Annotated in this window: 18 protein-coding genes and 1 pseudogene; 8 read left to right on the top strand and 11 right to left on the bottom strand. The window is 63.2% G+C overall.

Annotated features, from left to right (window positions below):
• Positions 1-186 precede the first annotated feature (186 nt).
• The 8 genes and pseudogenes from M1B34_RS17250 to M1B34_RS17215 all read left to right on the top strand — a co-directional run bounded on the left by M1B34_RS17250 (position 187) and on the right by M1B34_RS17215 (position 6,709).
• Complete coding sequence (locus M1B34_RS17250; protein ID WP_268265737.1) at positions 187-1,041, top strand: transporter substrate-binding domain-containing protein; 855 nt, start codon at positions 187-189, stop codon at positions 1,039-1,041.
• A gap of 54 nt (positions 1,042-1,095) precedes the next feature.
• Positions 1,096-1,758: an amino acid ABC transporter permease gene (locus M1B34_RS17245; RefSeq protein ID WP_268262303.1), complete on the top strand. Its 663-nt coding sequence runs from the start codon at positions 1,096-1,098 to the stop codon at positions 1,756-1,758.
• Between the two features lie 9 nt (positions 1,759-1,767).
• Positions 1,768-2,430, top strand: coding sequence for an amino acid ABC transporter permease (locus tag M1B34_RS17240; protein ID WP_268265736.1), 663 nt, complete (start codon positions 1,768-1,770; stop codon positions 2,428-2,430).
• Positions 2,427-3,224 (top strand): amino acid ABC transporter ATP-binding protein, encoded by a 798-nt coding sequence (locus tag M1B34_RS17235; protein WP_268265735.1) that lies wholly within the window; start codon positions 2,427-2,429, stop codon positions 3,222-3,224. The genes M1B34_RS17240 and M1B34_RS17235 overlap by 4 nt, the downstream gene beginning before the upstream one ends.
• A 36-nt stretch (positions 3,225-3,260) precedes the next feature.
• Positions 3,261-3,646 (top strand): annotated as a pseudogene (locus M1B34_RS17230) (RidA family protein).
• Positions 3,647-3,730: 84 nt separating this feature from the next.
• On the top strand, positions 3,731-4,495 hold the full coding sequence (locus tag M1B34_RS17225) for an IclR family transcriptional regulator (protein ID WP_268265734.1): 765 nt from the start codon (positions 3,731-3,733) through the stop codon (positions 4,493-4,495).
• A gap of 39 nt (positions 4,496-4,534) precedes the next feature.
• Complete coding sequence (locus M1B34_RS17220) at positions 4,535-5,764, top strand: amino acid deaminase (protein WP_268265733.1); 1,230 nt, start codon at positions 4,535-4,537, stop codon at positions 5,762-5,764.
• Between the two features lie 36 nt (positions 5,765-5,800).
• A complete protein-coding gene (locus M1B34_RS17215) occupies positions 5,801-6,709 on the top strand; it encodes a sugar kinase (RefSeq protein ID WP_268265732.1) in 909 nt (302 codons plus the stop codon).
• A gap of 11 nt (positions 6,710-6,720) precedes the next feature.
• Here the strand turns inward: M1B34_RS17215 and M1B34_RS17210 are convergent, their stop codons facing one another.
• From M1B34_RS17210 to M1B34_RS17160, 11 genes are all read right to left on the bottom strand, one after another.
• Positions 6,721-6,996, bottom strand: a complete 276-nt coding sequence (locus M1B34_RS17210; RefSeq protein ID WP_007932676.1) for a peptidylprolyl isomerase — start codon at positions 6,994-6,996, stop codon at positions 6,721-6,723.
• A gap of 52 nt (positions 6,997-7,048) precedes the next feature.
• Positions 7,049-9,583 carry a PAS domain-containing hybrid sensor histidine kinase/response regulator gene (locus tag M1B34_RS17205; RefSeq protein ID WP_268265731.1) on the bottom strand — a complete coding sequence of 845 codons (2,535 nt, stop codon included), beginning with the start codon at positions 9,581-9,583 and terminating at the stop codon, positions 7,049-7,051.
• A gap of 202 nt (positions 9,584-9,785) precedes the next feature.
• Entirely contained in the window at positions 9,786-11,741 is a 1,956-nt protein-coding gene (locus M1B34_RS17200) for an acetoacetate--CoA ligase (RefSeq protein ID WP_268265730.1), read from the bottom strand.
• 60 nt (positions 11,742-11,801) lie between these two features.
• Complete coding sequence (locus M1B34_RS17195) at positions 11,802-12,587, bottom strand: 3-hydroxybutyrate dehydrogenase (protein ID WP_268265729.1); 786 nt, start codon at positions 12,585-12,587, stop codon at positions 11,802-11,804.
• Between the two features lie 10 nt (positions 12,588-12,597).
• On the bottom strand, positions 12,598-13,989 hold the full coding sequence (locus M1B34_RS17190; RefSeq protein ID WP_268265728.1) for a GntP family permease: 1,392 nt from the start codon (positions 13,987-13,989) through the stop codon (positions 12,598-12,600).
• A 277-nt stretch (positions 13,990-14,266) separates the two neighbouring features.
• Positions 14,267-15,676, bottom strand: coding sequence for a sigma-54 interaction domain-containing protein (locus tag M1B34_RS17185; protein WP_123334253.1), 1,410 nt, complete (start codon positions 15,674-15,676; stop codon positions 14,267-14,269).
• 122 nt (positions 15,677-15,798) lie between these two features.
• A complete protein-coding gene (locus tag M1B34_RS17180) occupies positions 15,799-17,373 on the bottom strand; it encodes an ABC transporter ATP-binding protein (RefSeq protein WP_268265727.1) in 1,575 nt (524 codons plus the stop codon).
• Positions 17,374-17,401: 28 nt separating this feature from the next.
• Entirely contained in the window at positions 17,402-18,424 is a 1,023-nt protein-coding gene (locus tag M1B34_RS17175) for an ABC transporter permease (RefSeq protein ID WP_123334249.1), read from the bottom strand.
• Positions 18,424-19,488 carry a microcin C ABC transporter permease YejB gene (locus M1B34_RS17170; RefSeq protein WP_123334247.1) on the bottom strand — a complete coding sequence of 355 codons (1,065 nt, stop codon included), beginning with the start codon at positions 19,486-19,488 and terminating at the stop codon, positions 18,424-18,426. The genes M1B34_RS17175 and M1B34_RS17170 overlap by 1 nt, the downstream gene beginning before the upstream one ends.
• Positions 19,488-21,356 carry an extracellular solute-binding protein gene (locus tag M1B34_RS17165; RefSeq protein WP_268265726.1) on the bottom strand — a complete coding sequence of 623 codons (1,869 nt, stop codon included), beginning with the start codon at positions 21,354-21,356 and terminating at the stop codon, positions 19,488-19,490. Before M1B34_RS17165 ends, M1B34_RS17170 begins: the two co-directional genes overlap by 1 nt.
• A 135-nt stretch (positions 21,357-21,491) precedes the next feature.
• Positions 21,492-21,773 (bottom strand): peptidylprolyl isomerase, encoded by a 282-nt coding sequence (locus M1B34_RS17160; protein WP_123334243.1) that lies wholly within the window; start codon positions 21,771-21,773, stop codon positions 21,492-21,494.
• Between the last annotated feature and the right edge of the window lie 325 nt (positions 21,774-22,098).

The raw sequence follows: 22,098 nt of genomic DNA, 5'->3' as shown, positions 1-22,098 counted from the left end.
AGCACCCTCCACGGCATCCATTCATAACCCCGAAAACAGCTTCATCCCCATCCCCTTGATTCCCAAACATTTCCCGATTTCCCTGCCATCGGCTTCAGTCCCGTGGCACACTTCCTGCTGTTTATTCCGTTGTTACATACAATATTCTGTTATAGCGGAATAAATACCCTCCTTGGAGTGCTTGTCATGCATCGCGGACCTTCCTTGTTTAAAGCGTGTGTTTTTCTCGTGGCGGCTGTGGCGTCGGTTTCGGCTGTGGGGGTCGCTCAGGCGGCGGACGCTAAGTTGGATTCGGTGCTCAAGCGTGGGCATTTGATTGTGGGCACGGGCAGTACCAATGCGCCGTGGCATTTCCAGGGAGCGGACGGGAAGTTGCAGGGCTTCGATATCGATATCGGGCGGATGGTGGCCAAGGGGTTGTTCAACGACCCGAGCAAGGTGGAGTTTGTGGTGCAGTCCTCCGATGCGCGGATTCCCAATTTGCTGACGGACAAGGTCGATATGAGCTGTCAGTTCATTACGGTCACCGCCAGTCGGGCGCAGCAGGTGGCGTTTACCTTGCCTTATTACCGCGAGGGGGTTGGTCTGCTGTTGCCGGCCAACAGCAAGTACAAGGAGATCGATGACCTCAAGGCCGGCGGCGATGGGGTGACGGTGGCGGTGTTGCAGAACGTGTATGCCGAGGAGTTGGTGCACCAGGCGCTGCCCAAGGCCAAGGTCGATCAGTACGACAGTGTCGACTTGATGTATCAGGCGGTGAATTCGGGCCGGGCCGATGCGGCGGCCACCGATCAGTCGTCGGTGAAGTATTTGATGGTGCAGAACCCGGGACGCTATCGCAGCCCGGCCTATGCCTGGAGCCCGCAAACCTATGCCTGTGCGGTCAAGCGTGGGGATCAGGACTGGTTGAATTTCGTCAATACCACACTGCATGAAGCGATGACCGGGGTGGAGTTCCCGACGTACGCCGCGTCGTTCAAACAGTGGTTCGGGGTGGACCTGCCGACGCCAGAAATCGGTTTCCCCGTCGAATTCAAGTGACCTGATGAGAGTGGGGCGCCCCTCGAAAGCGCCCCGCTCAAGGTATTGCCGACCATGAACTATCAGTTGAACTTTGCCGCCGTGTGGCGCGATTTCGACACCTTGCTGGCGGGGCTCGGGTTGGGCCTGCAGTTGGCGCTGGTGTCGATCGCCATCGGTTGTGTGATCGGCCTGATGATGGCCTTTGCCTTGCTGAGCAAGCATCAGGCGCTGCGGGTGCTGGCGTCGGTGTATGTGACGGTGATCCGCAATACGCCGATCCTGGTGCTGATTCTGTTGATCTACTTTGCCTTGCCAAGCCTGGGCATTCGCCTGGACAAGATCCCGTCGTTCATCGTCACCCTGTCGTTGTATGCCGGGGCTTATCTGACTGAGGTGTTCCGCGCCGGCTTGCTGAGCATTCCCAAGGGCTTGCGCGAAGCGGGGCTGGCGATCGGTCTGGGTGAGTGGCAGGTCCGGGCCTACGTGACGGTGCCGGTGATGTTGCGCAATGTGTTGCCGGCACTGTCCAATAACTTCATTTCGCTGTTCAAAGACACTTCCCTGGCCGCCGCGATCGCTGTGCCGGAGCTGACCTACTACGCCCGCAAGATCAACGTCGAGAGCTACCGGGTGATTGAAACCTGGATGGTCACGACAGCGCTTTATGTGGCTGCGTGTTTCCTCATTGCCCTGCTGTTGCGTCAACTCGAGCAGCGTCTGGCGATTCGCCGCTAGGAGGCCCCCATGTACGAATCACCCAGTTGGTTGCAGGAGTTGTGGGTTGCGCGCGAGGTGCTGTGGGCGGGCTTTCAGACCAGCGTGGCCTGTTCGGCCCTGGCGATTCTGTTCGGGACCTTGATCGGTATTGTTGCCGGGTTGGTGCTGACTTACGGCACCTGGTGGATGCGCCTGCCGTTTCGGCTGTATGTCGACCTGATCCGCGGTACGCCGGTGTTTGTACTGGTGCTGGCGTGCTTCTACATGGCTCCGGCGATGGGCTGGCAGATCAGCGCTTTCCAGGCCGGTGCCCTGGGGCTGACGTTGTTTTGCGGCTCCCACGTGGCCGAGATTGTGCGCGGTGCCTTGCAGGCCATTCCCCGGGGGCAGATGGAGGCCAGCCAGGCCATTGGCCTGACGTTCTTCCAGGCCCTGGGTTATGTGCTGCTGCCTCAGGCGCTGCGGCAGATCCTGCCGACCTGGGTTAACTCGTCTACCGAGATCGTCAAGGCCTCCACACTGCTGTCGGTGATCGGCGTCGCCGAGTTGCTGCTCAGTACCCAGCAGATCATCGCTCGCACCTTTATGACCCTGGAGTTTTACCTGTTCGCCGGTTTGCTCTTTTTCATCATCAACTACGCCATCGAATTACTCGGCCGGCACATTGAAAAGCGGGTGGCCTTGCCATGACTCAAACTCAAGTTTCCACGCCCACAGCCAACGCAGCGTTGCTGAGCATTCGCAACCTGCACAAGCAATACGGCCCGCTGGAGGTGCTCAAGGGCGTCGACCTGGAGATGCAGCGCGGCAATGTGGTGACGCTGATCGGTTCCAGTGGCTCGGGCAAGACCACGCTGCTGCGCTGCGTGAACATGCTCGAGGAGTTCCAGGGTGGGCAGATCCTCCTCGACGGGGAGTCCATCGGTTATCACGAGCACGACGGCAAGCGCCTGCGCCACCCCGAGAAGGTGATTGCCCAGCATCGCGCAATGACCGGCATGGCCTTCCAGCAGTTCAACCTGTTTCCCCACCTCACGGCATTGCAGAACGTCACCCTGGGCCTGCTCAAGGTCAAGAAACTGGGCAAGGACGAGGCCGTGGCCCTGGCGGAAAAATGGCTGGAGCGGGTCGGCCTGCTGGAGCGGCGCCATCACTTTCCCGGGCAGTTGTCCGGCGGCCAGCAGCAGCGGGTGGCGATTGCCCGGGCAATTGCCATGAACCCGAGTTTGATGCTGTTCGATGAAGTGACCTCAGCCTTGGACCCGGAGTTGGTGGGCGAAGTGCTGAGCGTGATCAAGGGCCTGGCCGAAGACGGCATGACCATGTTGCTGGTGACTCACGAAATGCGCTTCGCCTTCGAGGTCTCGGACAAGATTGTGTTTATGAACCAGGGCCGGATCGAAGAGCAGGGGCCGCCCAAGGACCTGTTCGAGCACCCGCAATCGCCGCGTTTGGCGGAGTTCCTCAAGAACACCCGGTTTTGATTTTTTACGGCCACTTTTGCATCAGGAGAAACACCTATGAGCATTACTCGTTACGGCACCGGCAGCACCGCAGGAGGCGGTCAGCCACGGCCATTCGCTCGCGCCGTAGAGGCCGATGGCTGGTTGCATGTGTCCGGCCAGGTGCCGGCGGTGGATGGGGAGGTTATTGTTGGCGGGATCGTCGAGCAGACGCGCCAGACCTTGAACAACCTGGTGGCGATCCTCGAAGAGGCCGGCTACGGCCTGGAAGATGTGGTGCGTGTCGGCGTGTGGCTGGAAGACCCACGGGATTTCTGGAGCTTCAACAAAGTCTTCGGCGAGTATTTCACCCCGGAACACGCGCGGCCCGGGCCTGTGTGCAGGCCAGCATGATGGTGGACTGCAAGGTCGAGATTGATTGTGTGGCGTACAAGCGGCGGTAAGTGGTTAGCTGCAAGCGGCAAGTCTGTTTCGGCATTTGGGATTGAACCCTGGGTGCTATGAATTTTTTGGAGAAGGCCAGGTAGATGACTGAAGACCACATCAAGCGTCGGGCCAAGGGGCTGGATCGGGCGTTCGATATTCTCGATTTCCTCAAGGAGATTGGCCAGCCGCTGCGCCCCAACGATATTGCCAGCGGCATCGGCAGCCCCAAGTCCACGGTCTACGAGTTGGTGGCGTCGTTGCTGGAGCGGCGGATTCTGGAACCGGTGGGCAAGGACGGTCACGTTTACCTCGGCCGTCAGCTGTATTTTCTCGGCCAGGCCCACTTGCGCCATTTCGACCTCAGCCGTGAGGCCGATCACGCCTTGCAGGACATCGTCAGCCAGACTCATGAAACCGCGCAGATGTGCCTGCTCAACGGGCGCAAATACACGGTGGCGCTGATGAAGGAGGGCGAGCGGCATTTTCGTATCTCCTCGGACATCGGCGAGAACGCGCCGATTCCCTGGACCGCTTCCGGGCGCTTGCTGCTGGGGCATTTGAGCGACGAGCAGATTGTCGAGCTGATCGACCCGCAGGACTTTACCTTGCCCGATGGCCAGCGCCTGCCCCTGGAGACCTTTCTCAAGGAGATTCGCCAGGCCAGCGTCGACGGTTTTTTTTCCTTCGACAGTGTCGCCGACACCTTTACCCATTGCTTCGCGGCCCCGGTCCGGGATGAGCGCGGGGTGTGCATTTGCACCCTGTGTATCGTCGCGCCCCGGGCCGATGCGCAGAAAAACTACAACGACTACCGTCAGGTGCTGATCACTAGCGCGAACAACCTGGCGCGGCGTATCAACGACTAGCGACGGCCCACGGCGGCCTCGCAGATAAGGAGTGTGCACATGACTTCTGCCTTGACCAACGCTGCGGTGGAGAAGGGCGCAGCCCAGCCCGGCGCCCACCTGTTGCGCGATGTCAGCCTGCCGGCCCTGGTGCTGCACCGTGAGGCACTGGAGCACAACATTCGCTGGATGCAGGCCTTTGTCAGCAATAGCGGCGCCGAGCTGGCGCCCCACGGCAAGACCAGCATGACCCCGGCGCTGTTTCGCCGGCAGTTGGAGGCGGGCGCCTGGGGCATCACCCTGGCCACCGCCGTGCAGACGCGCGCTGCCTATGCCCATGGCGTACGCCGGGTGCTGATGGCCAACCAACTGGTGGGCACGCCGAACATGGCACTGATTGCCGAGCTGCTGGCGGACGGGCATTTCGATTTCTACTGCATGGTCGATCACCCGGACAACGTCGCCGACCTTGGCGCTTTCTTCGCCTCGCGTGGTGTGCGGCTGAAGGTGATGATCGAGTACGGCGTGGTCGGCGGTCGTTGCGGTTGCCGCAGTGAGCAGGAGGTGCTGGAGCTGGCCAGGGCCATCCAGGCGCAACCGGCCCTGGCCCTGTGCGGCATCGAAGGTTACGAAGGGGTGATTCACGGCGACCAGGCCATCAGCGGCATTCGTGCCTTCGCCGCCTCCCTGGTGCGCCTGGCGGTGGACCTGCAGGACGATGGGCTGTTCGCTATCGACCAGCCGATCATCACCGCTTCAGGTTCCGCCTGGTATGACCTGATTGCCGAATCCTTCGAGGCGCAGAACGCGCAAGGGCGTTTCCTGAGCGTGTTGCGGCCGGGCAGTTACGTGGCCCATGACCACGGTATCTACAAGGACGCTCAGTGCTGTGTGCTGGATCGGCGCAGCGATCTGCACGAGGGGTTGCGTCCGGCCCTGGAGGTCTGGGCCCATGTGCAGTCGTTGCCGGAGCCGGGCTTGGCGGTGATCGCCCTGGGCAAGCGCGACGTGGCTTATGACGCCGGCTTGCCGCTGCCACTGCGCCGCTATCGTGTCGGCGGCGACGTCAGCACTGACGCCGGCGCCGGGGATGATATGAGCGCGTGCAAGGTGACCGCCGTGATGGATCAGCATGCATTTTTGACCGTGGCGCCCGGGGTGGAATTACGGGTTGGCGACATCATGTCCTTCGGGACCTCGCACCCGTGCCTGACCTTCGATAAGTGGCGGGTGGGGCTGTTGGTGGATGAGCACCTGCAGGTGATCGAGAGCCTGGAAACCTGCTTCTGACCAGGAGGGGTGTGCGCTGAGGAGGAGGCCGAGAAGATGAACCGCAAGCAACGCATCGCTGCCATCGGCGAATGCATGATCGAACTGCAACAACGCGCCGACGGCAGCCTGCAACAGAGCTTTGGCGGCGACACCCTGAATACCGCGGTGTACTTGGCCCGTGAACTGGGGGCGGGCGCGCACGTCGACTATGTCACCGCCCTGGGCGACGACCGTTTCAGCGACGCCATGTGCCACAGCTGGGCCGAGGAAGGCCTCGGCCTGGGGCTGGTGCAGCGTCTGCCAGGTCGTTTGCCGGGCCTGTATTGCATCCAGACCGATGCCCAGGGCGAGCGGCGTTTTCTTTATTGGCGTAACGAAGCGGCGGTGCGTGATTGCTTCACCACGCCGGCGGCCGAGCCGATTCTGGCAGCGCTGGTGGATTACGCCGTGCTGTATTTCAGTGGCATCACCCTGGCCGTGCTGGGCGAGCAGGGTCGCAAGAGGTTGATCGACACCTTGAGCGAAGCACGCCGGCGCGGCGCGCAGATCGTCTTTGACAACAACTACCGGCCACGGCTGTGGGCCTCGGTTGAACAGGCGCAAGGGGCTTATCGCGAGGTGTTGGCCTATGTCGACCTGGCGTTGCTGACGGTGGACGACGAGCAGGCGCTGTTCGGGTTTGCCGATGCCGATCAGGTGTTGCGTGCCTACCCGAACATCCCGGAAGTGGTGCTCAAACGCGGCGCCGAGCCGTGCCTGGTTCGGTGTGCCGGGGCGGTGTCCGAGGTGCCTGCACTGCGCGTGGACAAGGTCGTGGACACCACGGCAGCGGGGGATTCGTTCAGTGCGGCGTACCTGGCCAGGCGTTTGCTGGGGGGCAGCCCGGTGCAAGCGGCAGAGGCCGGACACCGCCTGGCGAGCCAGGTCATCCAGCACCCCGGCGCCCTGATTCCCCGAGCCTGAAGCGTAGGGGGTCAGTCGCGGTAGAAGACTTGCACCAGGTGGTAGCCGAATTTGCTTTTGATTGGCCCGTGCACGGTGCGCAGGGGCTTTTTGAAGATGACCTGGTCGATGGCGCCGACCATTTGCCCCGGCCGGACTTCGCCCAGGTCGCCACCGCGTTTGCCGGAAGGGCACGTGGAGTATTTCTTGGCCAGAACGTCGAAGGCTTCACCTTTGGCGATACGCTGCTTGAGCTGTTCGGCCTCTTCGGCGGTTTTCACCAGGATGTGGCGGGCTTGGGCTTTCATGGGGCAGTTACCTTGGAACGGTGCGGACGGCGGCCGCGGATTATGCCTGAATTCAAGGGGACGGGCTGATCATCTGGCGGATCTTCTGGGCCAGGGCTTCGATGGAAAACGGCTTGGCCATCAGGTCCATGCCTTCTTCGAGAAAGCCCTGGCGCTCGGCGGCTTTTTCCGCGTAGCCGGTCATGAACAGCACCTTGAGGTCGGGCCGTTGCTGGCGGGCGATTTCGGCCAATTGTCGACCGTTCATACCCGGCAAGCCGACGTCGGTCACCAGCAGGTCGACCCGCAGTTCCGACTCAAGCAAGGGCAGGGCGCTGCGGGCGTCTTCGGCTTCATGGGCCTGGTAGCCCAATTCGTTGAGCACATTGACCACCAGCATGCGCACCGCCGGGTCGTCCTCGACCACCACCACCGATTCGCCGGCAATGGCGCACGGGGCTTCGCTGCTGATCGGCGCGGCCGCGGGTTCGGGCTTGGCGTACAGGCGCGGCAGGTACAGGCGCACGCTGGTGCCCTGGCCCGGTTCGCTGGTGATGCTGACGTGGCCGCCGGACTGCTGGGCGAAGCCATAGATCATCGATAACCCCAGGCCCGTGCCCTGGCCGATGGGTTTGGTGGTGAAGAACGGGTCGAACGCCTTGGCCAGGATGCGTGGGCTCATGCCGGCGCCGTTGTCGCTGACGCTGAGCATCACGTAGTCCCCTGCCTTGACCGGTTCCAATGTGCTGATGTCGCTGCCGTCGAGGTAGCTGTTGGCGGTTTCGATCAGCAGTTGGCCGCCATTGGGCATGGCGTCGCGGGCGTTGATCACCAGGTTGAGCAGGGCGTTTTCCAGTTGGCTGGCGTCGGTGTTGACCGGCCACACCCCCTCGCCCAGTTGCAGCTGCAGTTCGATGTGCTCGCCCTTGGTGTGGTTGAACAGTTCCTGCAGCGACAGCACCAACTGGTTGGGCTCCAACGGCTGACGGTCCAGGGACTGGCGACGGGAGAAGGCCAGCAGGCGATGGGTCAGGGCGGCCGCACGTTTGGCCGAAGACACCGCGGCCTCGGTGAAACGCCCGATCTCGGCGCTGCGGCCGTTGTCGATGTAGCGCTGCATCAGGTCCAGGCTGCCGATGATGCCAGTGAGCATATTGTTGAAGTCATGGGCGATGCCGCCGGTGAGCTGGCCCACGGCTTCCATCTTCTGCGCGTGGCGCAGGGCGTCCTCAGCGCGCTCGCGTTCGAACATTTCGTTTTGCAGGCGCTGGTTGGCGGTGGCCAGGGCTTCGGTGCGTTGGTTGACCCGCTCTTCCAGGGTTTCATTGAGGTTGCGCAGGGCCTCTTCGGTTTCCTTGCGCTCGGTTTCATCGCTGACAAAGATGTAGAAACCGTTGATCGCACCATCGCCGCCGTGGCGTGGCAGGTACTTCATCAGGGCATGGCGCGGGCGGCCGTCGCGGTGCGGCGAGTTGGTCTCGAAGCTGCACGGCCTGCCGGCCAGGGCCGCTTCGATCTTGTCGATGCGGGTGGCGTAGACCTCGTCGCCGAGCACTTCGCGAATGGTCTTGCCGTACATCTCTTGCGGGGTCAGGCCGTACCAGTCGAGGTAGGCGCTGTTGTTCAGGCGAAAGCGCTGCTCACGGTCGACATAGCCGATCAGCACCGGCATGGCGTTGATGATCAGTTGCAGTTCGGTCTGGCTCTGGCGCAGGGCCTGTTCCATTTCCTTGCGTTCGGTGAGGTCCAGGGCGGCGCCGAGGAAACGCATCGGCCGGCCGTGGTGGTCCTTGTAGCAGCGGCCCCGGGCGAACACCCAGCGAATGTGCCCGTCGGCCAGTTGCAGGCGGTATTCCTCGGCGTATTCGGTGCCGTGGGTGATGCAGTACTTGATGCTGCGGGCCACCATGCCGCGGTCTTCCGGGTGCACGCCCTTGAGGTATTCGCTGATGGGCAGTTGCCCGGCTTGTTGCGGGTCGACACTGTGCAGTTGGGCGAAGTGGCTGTCGGCGATAAAACGGTCTTCGCCGATGTCCCAGTCCCAGGTGCCCACGGCGTCGGTGGCGGCCAGGGCCAGTTGCAGGCGCTCTTCGGTTTCGTGCTGGGCGCGCAGGCTGTCGTCGGAGCGCTGCTTTAGCTCCAAGGCGATACGCCGACGCTCGTTGGTTTCGATGGCGGTGATCAGCACCCCGGCCACGGCACCGCGTTCATCGCGGATCGGGCTGTAGGTCAGGTCCAGCCAGACGTCGGCTTCACCGTCGTGGCGTTGCAGGGTGAAACGCTGTTCGCTGAAGCTGCGCACCTGACCTTGCAGCACCGCCTGGTAGATGGGCGCGGTGAAGTCTTCCAGCTCCGGCCAGACCCGGTGCGTCGGCTGGCCAAAGGCCCAAGGGTGTTTGGGGCCGCTGAGCAGGGCGAAGCCGTCGTTGTAGATTTGCGCCAGTTGCGGCCCCCAGAGCAAAAGCATGGGCATGGGCGAGTGGATCACAATGTCCACGGCGGTGCGCAGGCTCTGCGGCCATTGGGCCGAGTCGCCCAGGGACGTGGTGGACCAGTCCAGACGGGCGATCAGGGTTTCGGCCGCGCTGGCTGAAGAGGGGGCATTCATAGTGCTGAGTCCTGGGGTGGCGCTGTTGCTGGGTCGGTCGGGTGAAGCTTTTTAGACAGGCACGGTCAGATAAATCTGGCGGAGCAGATGAGCAGTCTAGAGGGCTTGGGGCGATGTGGCGAGTTCAGAGCGGGCACGTCGGCTGTGGCCCGGGTGAGTGGGCGGCCAGGGCTGGAATAGCCTGGCCGCCGCATCGTGCGGGTCAGTCGCGCAGTTCCGCACGGTCACGAAACTGCTCCAGCGCCTCGGGGTTGGCCAGGGCGTCGGTGTTTTTTACCGGCAGGCCGTGCACCACGTTGCGCACCGCCAGTTCGACGATCTTGCCGCTGATGGTGCGGGGAATGTCCGTTACCGCGAGGATTTTCGCCGGCACATGGCGCGGCGTGGTGTTGGCGCGGATCACGTGGCGTATCCGCTCCTGCAGCGCCTCATCCAGTTGCCGACCGTCTTGCAGCCGGACAAAGAGCACTACCCGCACATCGCTGTCCCAGTGTTGGCCGATGGCCAGGCTGTCCAGGACCTCATCGAGTTTTTCCACCTGGCGATAGATTTCTGCGGTGCCGATGCGCACGCCGCCGGGGTTGAGTACGGCGTCGGAGCGCCCGTGGATCAGCCAGCCGCCTTCGGCCAGTTGCTCGGCGTAGTCGCCCTGGGCCCAGACCCCGGGGAACTGGCTGAAATAGGCCGCGCGCAGTTTTTCCCCGTCCGGGTCGTGCCACAGGCCGATAGGCATGGCCGGAAAGTGCCGGGTGCAGACCAGTTCACCCTTTTCCCCGATCACTGGCTGCCCGGCGTCGTTCCAGACCTCGATGGCCATGCCCAGGCTCTTGCCTTGCATCTGCCCGCGACGCACCGGCTGCACCGGGTTGCCGATGACAAAGCAGGAGACGATATCGGTGCCGCCGGACATCGAGGCCAGGCACAGGTCGCCCTTGAACGCGCGGTACACGTAGTCGTAGCTTTGCGGCGCCAGGGGCGAGCCGGTGCAGAGCAGGGTCTTCAGGCTGTCCAGGCGGTGGCTCTGGCGCGGCTCGATGCCGGCTTTTTCCAGGGCGGCGAGGTATTTGGGGCTGGTGCCGAAGACGTTGATGGCCTCGGCGTCGATCAGCTCCAGCAGGTGCTCGGGGTCCGGGTGGAACGGTGAGCCGTCATAGAGCACCAGGCTGGCGCCCACGGCCAGGGCCGAGACCAGCCAGTTCCACATCATCCAGCCGCAGGTGGTGTAGTAGAACAGCCGTTCGCCGGGCCCCAGGTTGCTGTGCAGGCCGTGCTCCTTGAGGTGTTGCAGAAGCACGCCGCCGGTGCTGTGTACGATGCACTTGGGGATGCCGGTGGTGCCGCTGGAATAGAGGATGTACAGCGGGTGGGCAAAGGGTACGGCGACGAAGGTCGGGTCGCCGCCCGGGGTGTAGAAGTGCTGCCACAGGGTGACATTGGCGGGTGTCTTGAAGTCCTCGGCCCGGGCTTCGGGGCGGGTGTAGGGCACGATGACCAGCTGTTCCAGGGACGGCAGGCGTTCGAGGATTTCGTTGACCTTGGCGGTCTGGTCGATGTCTTTGCCGGCGTAGCGGTAGCCGGCACAGGTGATCAGCACCTTGGGTTCGATCTGACCGAAGCGGTCGATCACCCCTTGGGTACCGAAGTCGGGCGAGGAGCACGACCAGATCGCCCCCAGGCTGGTGGTTGCGAGCATGGCCACCAGGGTTTGCCAGGTGTTGGGCATGCACGCCGCCACCCGGTCGCCCAGGCCAACGCCGGCGGCCTGCAGGCTGCGTTGCAGGCCTGCCACCTGGGCCGCCAGTTCGGCGTAGGTCAGTTGTTCGCGCTGGCCGTTCTCGTTGATCGCCACCACCGCCACTGCGGTGTCACGGCGCTTGAGCAGGTGCTCGGCAAAGTTCAGGGTCGCGCCGGGAAACCATTGCGCGCTGGGCATCTGCAGACCTTCGCGCAGCACGCCTTCAGACGCCTGGTGAAAGCTGACCTCAAAGAAGTCGACGATCGCCTGCCAGAAGCTTTCCCGCTGGTCGATGCTCCACTGATGCAGCGCGGGGTAGTCGGCCAACTGCAAGTCATGACGCTGATTGATAAACCGCCGAAAGGCGTCCATCCGGGTACTGCTGATGTGCTCGGCGCTGGGTTGCCAGAGTATGTCGGACATAAAGGCCTCTTATTATCTGATCGGCAAGCACGCTCTGCTTACCGCTTACCGCTTTGCCTCCTATTGCGCCAACCACCCACCATCGATGTTCCACGCCGCGCCACGCACCTGGCTGCCGGCTTCACTGCATAAAAATAGCACCAGCTCGCCCAGGTGAGCCGGGGTGACGAACTCCAGGGACGGCTGTTTTTCGGCCAGCAGATCGTGTTGCGCCTGCTGCGGGTCGACCCCGGCAGCGGCCCGGTCATCGATCTGCTTTTGCACCAAAGGCGTCAGCACCCAGCCCGGGCAGATGGCATTGCAGGTGACATTGCTGGTGGCGGTCTCCAGGCCCACCACCTTGGTCAGGCCGATCACCCCATGCTTGGCGGCTACATAGGCAACCTTGCCCACGGAACCGACCTGGCCGTGCACCGAGGCGATGTTGATGATCCGCCCCCAGCCTTTGGCGCGCATGCCCGGCAAGCTCAGGCGGGTGCTGTGGAACACCGAGGACAGGTTGATGGCGATGATCGAATCCCAGCGCTCCACGGGGAAGTCTTCCACCGTGGACACATGTTGGATGCCCGCGTTGTTGACCAGGATATCGACGCCGCCGAACTCCCGTTCGGCGTAGGCGATCATCTCGGCAATCTGCGCCGGGTCGCTGACGTCCGCTGGGTGATGGCCGACCTTGCCGCCGCTGTGTTGATTGAGTTGTGCGACCTCGGCGATCACCTTGGAGGCGTCGCCAAAACCATTGAGGATCAGGTTGGCCCCGGCCTTGGCCAGACCCAGGGCGATCCCCAAGCCGATGCCGCTGGTGGAACCGGTGACCAGGGCGGTCTTGCCCGAAAGACTGTTCATGGAAAATGCCTCACACAATGCCAGTGGCGTAGAAGGTCGCGATGACCACGAAGACCGCCAGGGTCTTGATCAGGGTAATGCAGAAAATGTCCTTGTAGGCTTCGCGGTGGGTCAGCCCGGTCACCGCCAGCAGGGTAATCACCGCGCCGTTGTGGGGCAGGGTGTCCATGCCGCCGCTGGCCATGGCGGCCACCCGGTGCAGCACTTCCAGGGGAATGTTGGCGGCGTGGGCGGCGCTGATAAAGCTGTCCGACATGGCCGCCAGGGCGATGCTCATGCCGCCGGAGGCCGAGCCGGTGATGCCCGCCAGCAAGGTCACGGTAATGGCTTCATTGACCAGCGGGTTGGGGATGCTTTTCAACCAGTCGGCCAGCACCAGGAAGCCCGGCAGGGACGCGATCACTGCGCCGAAACCGTATTCCGAGGCGGTGTTCATGGCCGCCAGCAAAGCGCCGCTGACCGCGCTTTTGCTGCCTTCGGCCAGCTTGCTGCGAATCGCTTTAAAGCCGAACGCCAGGACCAGCAGGATGCCCATCAGCAGCGCCGCCTGCACGGCCCAGATGGCGGTGAGCTTGGCGATTTCGGTGGTCACGGGCGCGCTCATGCCCGGCAGCGCCAGGCTGTGGGTCTTGCCGTACCACTGCGGAATCCAGTGGGTGAACAGCAGGTTCATCACCCCCACCAGCAGCAGTGGCGACAGGGCGATCCAGGGATTGGGCAGTTTGATGTCTTCGGCGGTTTCCGGTTCATTGCGCAGTTCGGTGCCGTAGCCTTCACCGGCTTTCTGCGCCTTGTTGCGCTGGCGCTGGAGAAACAGCATGCCGGCGCAGAACACGAAAATGGTGCCGATTACCCCGAGCCAGGGCGCGGCCCAGGCGGTGGTGTTGAAGAAGGTGCTGGGGATGATGTTCTGGATCTGCGGCGTGCCGGGCAGGGCGTCCATGGTGAACGAGAACGCACCCAGGGCAATCGTCGCCGGGATCAGGCGCTTGGGGATATTGCTCTGGCGGAACATTTCGGCGGCGAACGGATAGACCGCGAACACCACCACGAACAGCGAGACGCCGCCGTAGGTCAGCAAGGCGCACACCAGCACAATCACCAACATCGCTTGGCGAGTGCCCAGCAAGCGAATGGCCGCCGCAACGATGGAGCGCGAGAAGCCCGACAGCTCGATCAGCTTGCCGAACACCGCACCCAGCAGGAACACCGGGAAATACAGTTTGATAAAGCCGACCATCTTCTCCATGAACACCCCGGTGAAGGCGGGCGCGACGGCGGACGGGTCAGTGAGCAGGACGGCGCCGAGGGCGGCGATGGGGGCAAAGAGGATGACGCTGTAGCCACGGTAGGCGGCGAGCATCAGCAGCGCCAGGGCTGCCAAGGCAATGATCACACTCATGGTGTGTCTCTCCAGGATTGTTATTTTTGTGGGGTGTTGCGTGTGGAGAGGGTTATAGCGAGAACTGTGCCATTTGTTTAAGTTATTGAAATATATGGATATTTTTATTTTTTTTGCAGTGAGTTTATGGGGTTTGTCTCTTTTTTGAGACTTTTTTTTGGGTGGGGTGGCCTCATCGCTGGCAAGCCAGCTCCTACAGGGCAGTGTTGACCCCTTGTGGGAGCTGGCTTGCCAGCGATACAGGCTCTGCTGTCTCCATAAAGAGAACGCTGTCTCTTTATATAGACTCAACTATCCCCAGTGCTGCCATTTTCTTGTACAGGGTCGACCGCCCCAGCCCCAGACGCTCCGCCGCCGCGCCGACCTTGCCTTGGCATTGCTCCAGGGTGGTTTCGATCAGGTGGCGGTCGAAGCGCTCGCGGGCGGCGGCGAAGGTTTCGTTGCGCAGCGGCTCGACCGGCTGGCTGCGCTGCACCGGGCTGAAGGTGCCAATTGCCGCGCGAATGTCCGCGGCATTGAGCATCAGGTCGTCGCTGAGCAGCGCCGCGCGCTCCAGCACATTGCGCAGCTCGCGGATATTGCCCGGCCAGGCGTGCTGGCCCAGCAGGTCCAGGGCTGGGTGGTCCAGTTCATGCTGGCTGCGCAGCTCTTCCAGAATCGCCTCGCTCAGGGCCGGCAGGTCATCCAGGCGTTCGCGCAAGGCCGGCACCCGAATCGGTAGGACGTTGAGCCGGTAATACAGGTCGGCACGGAACTCGCCCCGCTGAATCGCTGCCTCCAGGTCGGTGGAGGTGGCAGCGATCACCCGCACGTCGCTCTGGATCACTTCATTGGAGCCCACAGGCTCGAACTCCTTTTCCTGCAACACCCGCAGCAATTTGCTCTGCAGGGGCAGGGGCATGTCGCCGATTTCATCGAGAAACAGGGTGCCGCCCTGGGCGATCTGCAACTTGCCGGCGCGGCCTTTACGGTCGGCACCGGTGAAGGCGCCGGGCGCAGTGCCGAAGAACTCGGCTTCCAGCAGGGCCTCGGGAATCGCCGCGCTGTTGACGCTGACAAAGGCCTTGTGGGCCCTGGGCGAGGCGGCGTGAATGGCCTGGGCCAGCAGCTCCTTGCCGGTGCCGGTTTCGCCTTGCAGCAGCACCGGGGATTCGGTGCTGGCGCTGCGCCGGGCTCGGCGCTTGACCTCCAGGCTGGCGGCGCTGGTGCCGATGAAGTGGGCGAAGTTGTACTTGGTCTGCCGGGCCCGCAGCAGGGAGCGGGTCGAGGCCAGCTCTTCCTGCATGCTCAGGTAGCGCTTGAGCATGGGGGAGAGGCTGCGCAGCTCATCGAACAGGGCAAAACCGATGGCGCCGATCACCGTGCCGGCGTCGTCGTGGATCGGCAGGCGCATGACCACCAGGGGTTCTTTGGGGGTGTCTTGCATGTCCAGGAGGATCGGCCGCCCGGTGCGCACCACCTCGCGCAGCAGGCTGCCGGGGATCACGCTTTCGCAGGCCTTGCCGATGGCGAACTCGGCGGACTCCAGGCCAAAGCGCCGGGCGTAGCGTTCATTCATCCAGACGATATTCGCATCACGGTCGACGATCACCGTGCCTTCGCTGGATTGCTCGATGATTTCGAACAGCGAGCGGATCGCCAGTTGCCGCACCCGCTGGTAATCCTTGAGGCTCTCGCTGTTGTTCATGGACGCACCCTGAAAATAGACGCGAAGGATTATGCCCGATGGGTGGGTCGGGGGTTAGCCTGCAAGCCGCAAGCCTCAAGCTTGAAGGCGCTATCGCTGGCGAGCCAGCTCCTACAGGGGGGCTAGCCGGGATGGGCGGCGGCGAGCAGTTCCTGGGTGTAGGGGTGTTGGGGGGTGTTGAAGACGTCGTCGCTGGCGCCGCGTTCCACCACTTGGCCGTCCTTGATCACGATCATGTCGTGGGCCAGGGCGCGGACCACCGCCAGGTCGTGGCTGATAAACAGGTACGTCAGGCCGTGTTTTTCCTGCAGTTGGCGCAGCAGCGCCACCACCTGTTTCTGCACGGTGCGGTCCAGGGCCGAGGTGGGCTCGTCCAGCAAAATCAGCGCCGGCTTGAGCACCAGGGCCCGGGCAATAGCGATGCGCTGGCGCTGGCCCCCGGAGAATTCATGGGGGTAACGGTGGCGGCTGTCCGGGTCCAGGCCGACTTCCTTGAGCACCTGGATCACCTGCTCCTCGCACGCCTGGGCGCCGCACTGACTGTGGACTTCCAGGCCTTCGCTGATGATCTGTGCCACCGACATGCGCGGGCTGAGGCTACCGAATGGGTCCTGGAACACCACCTGCATCTGTTTGCGCCAGGGCCTCAGTTGCTTCTGGTTGAGGCCATCCAGCGACTCACCCTGGAAGCGGATGCTGCCCTCGGATTCCAGCAGGCGCAGGATCGCCTGGCCCAAGGTTGATTTGCCCGAACCGGACTCGCCGACGATGCCCAGGGTCTTGCCCCGTTGCAGGCTCAGGCTGATGCCGTCCACCGCCCGCAGGTATTGCTTGCGGCGGAACAGGCCGCCGCCGATCTGGAACTGCACACTCAGGTTGTCCACCTGCAGCACCACCTCGCGTTCGTCCCGGGGCAGGGCTTGCCCCTCGGGCTCGGCGTGCAGCAGTTCGCAGCTGTAAGGGTGCTGCGGCGCGTTGAACAGGGTTTCGCAGTCAGCCTGTTCGACGATTTGCCCGGCCTTCATCACGCACACGCGCTGGGCGATGCGCCGCACCAGGTTCAGGTCGTGGCTGATCAGCAGCAGGGACATGCCCAGGCGCTGCTGCAGGGATTTGAGCAGCAGCAGGATCTTGCGCTGCACCGTCACGTCCAGGGCAGTGGTGGGCTCATCGGCAATCAGCAGTTCCGGCTCGCACGCCAGGGCCATGGCGATCATTACCCGCTGACGCTGGCCGCCGGAGAGTTGATGGGGGTAGGCCTTGAGCCGTTCCTTGGGCTTCTGGATACCCACCAGCTCCAGCAGTTCGAGGATCCGCGCCTGCGCCTCCTTGCCCCCCAGGCCACGGTGCAGGAGCAGGGTTTCGCCGATCTGCTTTTCCACGCTGTGCAGCGGGTTGAGCGAGGTCATGGGTTCCTGGAAGATCATGGCGATGCGATTGCCCCGCAGTTTTTGCAGGGTTGCGCGGTCGGCCCCCAGCAACTCCTGGCCGCGATAGCGCACGCTGCCACTGCTCTGGCAGCCGGTGTCGGGCAGCAGTTGCAGGATCGAGTGGGCGGTCACCGATTTGCCCGAGCCGGACTCGCCCACCAGGGCCAGGCATTCGCCGGGGCGGATGTCCAGGCACAGGTCGCGCACCACCGCCTGGCCGTTGAAGGCGACGCTGAGGTTGCGAATTTCGATCAGGGCTTCAGTCATGTTTTACAGTCCGCTTTATAAACGTGGATCAAGATCGGGGATCAAACGCATCGCGCAACGCCTCGCCGATAAACACCAGCAGCGAGAGGATCAGCGCCAGGGTGAAAAAGGCGGTCAAGCCTAGCCACGGTGCCTGCAGGTTCTGCTTGCCCTGGGCAATCAGCTCGCCCAGTGACGCGCTGCCGGCGGGCATGCCGAAGCCGAGGAAATCCAGGGCGGTGAGGGTGGAGATGGCGCCGGTGAGGATGAACGGCAAATAGCTCAGGGTGGCGTTCATCGCATTGGGCAGGATGTGCCGCAGGATCACCTTGCGGTCGCTCAGGCCCAGGGCCCGGGCAGCCTTGACGTACTCCAGGTTGCGCCCGCGCAGGAACTCGGCGCGTACCACGTCCACCAGGGCCAGCCAGGAGAACAGCGCCATGATCCCCAGCAGCCACCAGAAGTTCGGCTCGACGAACCCCGAGAGGATGATCAGCAGGTACAGCACCGGCAGCCCGGACCACACCTCCAGCAAGCGCTGGCCCAGCAGGTCGACCCAGCCACCGTAGTAGCCTTGCAGGGCGCCGGCGGCGATGCCGATCAGGGCGCTGATGGCAGTCAGGGCCAGGGCGAACAGGATCGACACGCGGGCACCGTAGATCACCCGCGCGGCCACGTCCCGGGACTGATCGTCGGTGCCCAGCCAGTTCTCCGCGCTGGGCGGGCTGGGGGCGGGGCGGGTCAGGTCATAGTTGGGGGTGTCTTCACTGAAGGCAATCGGCGGGAACAGCAGCCAGCCGCCGTCCTGGCGAATCAGTTGTTGCACGTAGCTGCTGCGATAGTCGGCCTGGAATGGCAACTGGCCGCCGAACTCCTGCTCGGTGTGACGCTTGAAGGCCGGGAAATACAACGAGCCTTGATAGCTGACCACCAGAGGCTTGTCGTTGGCGATCAGTTCGCCGCCCAGGGTCAGGATAAACAGGCCGATAAACAGCCACAACGACCACCAGCCGCGGCGGTTTTTCTTGAAACGGTCGAAGCGCCGGCGCGCCAGAGGAGAGAGCTTGAGCATCAGGCGTTCCTCGCGGCGAAGTCGATGCGCGGGTCGACCAGGGTGTAGCACAGGTCGCCGATGAGTTTTATCAGCAGGCCGAACAGGGTGAAGATAAACAGCGAGCCGAACACCACCGGATAATCCCGGGACACCGCGGCTTCATAGCTCATGCGGCCCAGGCCATCGAGGGAGAAAATCACCTCGATCAACAGTGAACCGGCGAAGAACACGCTGATAAAGGCCTGGGGTATCCCCGAGACCACCAGCAGCATGGCGTTGCGGAACACGTGGCCGTAGAGCACCCGGCGCTCGCTCAGGCCCTTGGCCCGGGCGGTGACCACGTACTGGCGGGTGATTTCGTTGAGGAAGGAGTTTTTGGTGAGGATGGTCAGGGTGGCGAAGCCGCCGATCACCAGCGACGTCACCGGTAGCACCAGGTGCCAGAAGTAGTCGGCGACCTTGCCCAGGGTGCTCAGTTGTTCAAAGTTCTCCGACACCAGCCCGCGCACCGGGAACCAGTTGAGCGAGGTGCCGCCGGCAAACAGCACGATCAGGAACATGGCGAACAGGAACGCGGGCATGGCGTAGCCGATGATGATCGCGGTGCTGCTCCAGATGTCGAAATGGCTGCCGTGGTGCACCGCCTTGCGAATCCCCAGGGGGATCGACACCAGGTAGGTGATCAGGGTCGCCCAGAGCCCGAGGGAAATGGTCACCGGCATTTTTTCCAGGATCAGGTCGGTGACCGTGGCGCCGCGAAAGAAGCTCTGGCCGAAGTCCAGCTGGGCGTAACTCTTGAGCATCAGCCACAGGCGTTCATGGGCCGGCTTGTCGAAACCGTACTGTTTCTCGATGTCCTTGATCAGCTTCGGGTCCAGGCCGCGGCTGGCTCGCGAGCCGCCACTGCTGACGCCGTCGCCGGAGCCCCCGACGCTGGGGCCGCCACCAATGCCTTGCAGGTGGGCGATGGCTTGCTCCACCGGGCCGCCGGGGGCGGCCTGGACGATGACGAAGTTCACCAGAAGGATGATCAGCAGCGTGGGAATGATCAGCAGCAGTCGCCGCAGGATATAAGCCAGCATCAGTGGCGCCCTCCGGGTTTGCCGCGACGGATCAGTTCGGCGGCCATTTCTTCGTTGGTCAGCGGCTTGCTGCTGACTTCCCACCAGCTTTCGATGGCTTCGTCATTGCTGGCCGCAACAGCTGGCCGGCCGAAGCGGTTCCACCACACCGTGGAGGTGCCCGGCGGGTAGTAGTTGGGGATCCAGTAGTAGTTCCATTGCAGCACCCGGTCCAGGGCGTGGGCGTAGCGCAGCATCTGCGCCTGGCTGGTGGCCTTGACCAAGCCCTGCACCAGGCTGTCCACCGCCGGGTTCTTGAGCACCATGTAGTTGTTGGAACCGGCGTCGTTGGCCGATGCCGAGCCGAAGTAGTTGTCCAGCTCCATGCCTGGCGAGGTGCTGACCGGGTAGCCGGTGACGATCATGTCGTAGTCCCGGGCCATCAGGCGGTTGACGTACTGCGAGGAGTCGATGCGGCGGATGTTGAGGGTGATGCCGATCTGCGCCAGGTTGCGTTTATAGGGCAGCAGCAAGCGTTCGATGGAGCTTTGGGTGATCAGGAAGGTGAAGCTCAGGGGCTCGCCCTGGGCATTGACCAATACGTCGCCCTCGGGCTTCCAGCCGGCTTGCTCCAGCAGCGCCAGGGCTTGCAGTTGCTTGTCGCGGATCACGCCGCTGCCGTCGGTCTTCGGCGCCTCGAACACCTGGGTGAAGACTTCATCGGGAATCTGCCCGCGCAAGGGTTCGAGGATTTTCAGTTCTTCGGCGTCCGGCAAGGCCCTGGCGGCCAGCGCGGTGTTGGAGAAGACGCTCTGCTGGCGGATGTACATGTCGCGCATCATCTGCCGGTTGCTCCATTCGAAGTCCCAGAGCATGGCCAGGGCCTGGCGCACTCGGCGGTCCTGGAACATCGGCCGGTCGAGGTTGAACACATAGCCCTGGGCCGGTTGCGGCGCCGACTTGGCCAGGTGGGCTTTTTGCAGGCGGCCGTCGTCGAGGGCCGGGCTGTTGTAAAGGATGGAGTAGCCGGTGGCGGAGAACTCGCGGTTGTAGTCGAAGGCACCGCCGCGCAGCACTTGCCGGGCCACGTCGATGTCGCCGAAGTACTCCACGCTGAAACGGTCGAAGTTGTACAGGCCGCGGCTCACGGGCAGGTCCTTGCCCCACCAGTCGGCGTCGCGGGTGAAGGTGATGCTGTTGCCCGAGTCCACCTTGCTGACCTTGTAGGGGCCGCTGCCCAGGGGCGCTTCATAGCCCCCGCCGCCGGCGAAGTCGCGACTCTTCCACCAGTGTTCGGGAAACACCGGCAGGGTCGCGACATCCAGGGGCAGGGTGCGGTTTTCATTGCTTTTGAAGTCGAAGCGGATCACCCGTGGCGACTCCACTTCGACACCTTTGACGTCGGCAAACTGGGTGCGGTAGCGCAGGCTGCCCTGGGTCATCAGCAGGTTGTAGCTGTAGTGCACGTCTTCGGCGGTGATCGGCGTGTTGTCGGCGAAACGCGCCTTGGGGTTGAGGTAGAAACGCAGCCACAGGCCGTCGTCGGCGCGCTCCATCTTTTCAGCCACCAGGCCGTAGACCGTGTAGGGCTCATCCAGGGAGCGCTGGGCCAGGGGCGAATAGAGCATGCCGTCGAGCTGGGAGACGCCGATGCCTTTGTCGATATAAGGCAGCACATGGTCGAAGCGGCCAATCTCCAGGGCGGCGCGGCGCATGATCCCGCCTTTCGGGGCCTGGGGGTTGGCGTAGGCGAAGTGGCTGAAGCCGGCGGGGTATTTGGCCGGTTCGCCGTAGACGGTCAGGGCGTGTTGCGGGGCTGCCTGGGCGGCGGTGGCGCTGAGCAGCAGGCTCAGGGCGCCGACAATCAATGTAGGGAAAAGCAAGCGCATGGTCAGCCTTAAGAGCCGGGTGATCGATGACCACGATTTGTACGCTAGCCGCGTGTGGCAGGCCAGCGCTTCCGCTGTCGCAAACACAACGGCCCACCAAAAGGCGGGCCGTCGGCTGAATCAATCGCGACAGGATCAGTCCTGACGGCTGGTCACTTCCAGCAGGTGATAACCGAACTGGGTTTTCACTGGGCCTTGCACGACGTTGACCGGGGCGCTGAAGACCACGGTGTCGAATTCCTTGACCATCTGGCCTGGGCCGAAGGAACCCAGGTTGCCGCCGTCACGGCTGGACGGGCAGGTGGAGTTCTTTTTCGCAACGTCGCCAAAGTCGGCGCCGGCTTCGATTTCGGCTTTGAGTTCGTTGCACTTGGCTTCGCTGGCAACCAGGATGTGACGGGCAGTGGCTTTGGCCATGGGGAGTTGCTCCTTTCAAGAAAGTGCTGAGACTACCGGATTCAGGTGGCTATTTCTTGCCAAAGTTCCTTCAAGTCATTGCCGCCGAGCATTTTTTTTGGCCGCCGGCTTGCTGGCGATGGGGCCTTGGATCGGGTGGTGATCTTGGCGGCGTCATCGCTGGCGAGCCAGCTCCTACATGGGGGATAGGGCGGTATTTTTGTAGGAGCCGGCTTGCCGGCGATCCGGTCTGCCCCTGCTGGCCGCCACCCTGTTGCTCGGCGGCTGCGACCACCAGGTGCACAACCTCCGCGAAAGCCGTTTCGCCCCCTACGTCCAGGCCCAG

The sequence above is a fragment of the Pseudomonas morbosilactucae genome, from assembly GCF_023241715.1.
Taxonomy (GTDB): Bacteria; Pseudomonadota; Gammaproteobacteria; order Pseudomonadales; family Pseudomonadaceae; genus Aquipseudomonas; species Aquipseudomonas morbosilactucae.
This window is presented reverse-complemented; position numbering and strand designations above follow the sequence as displayed.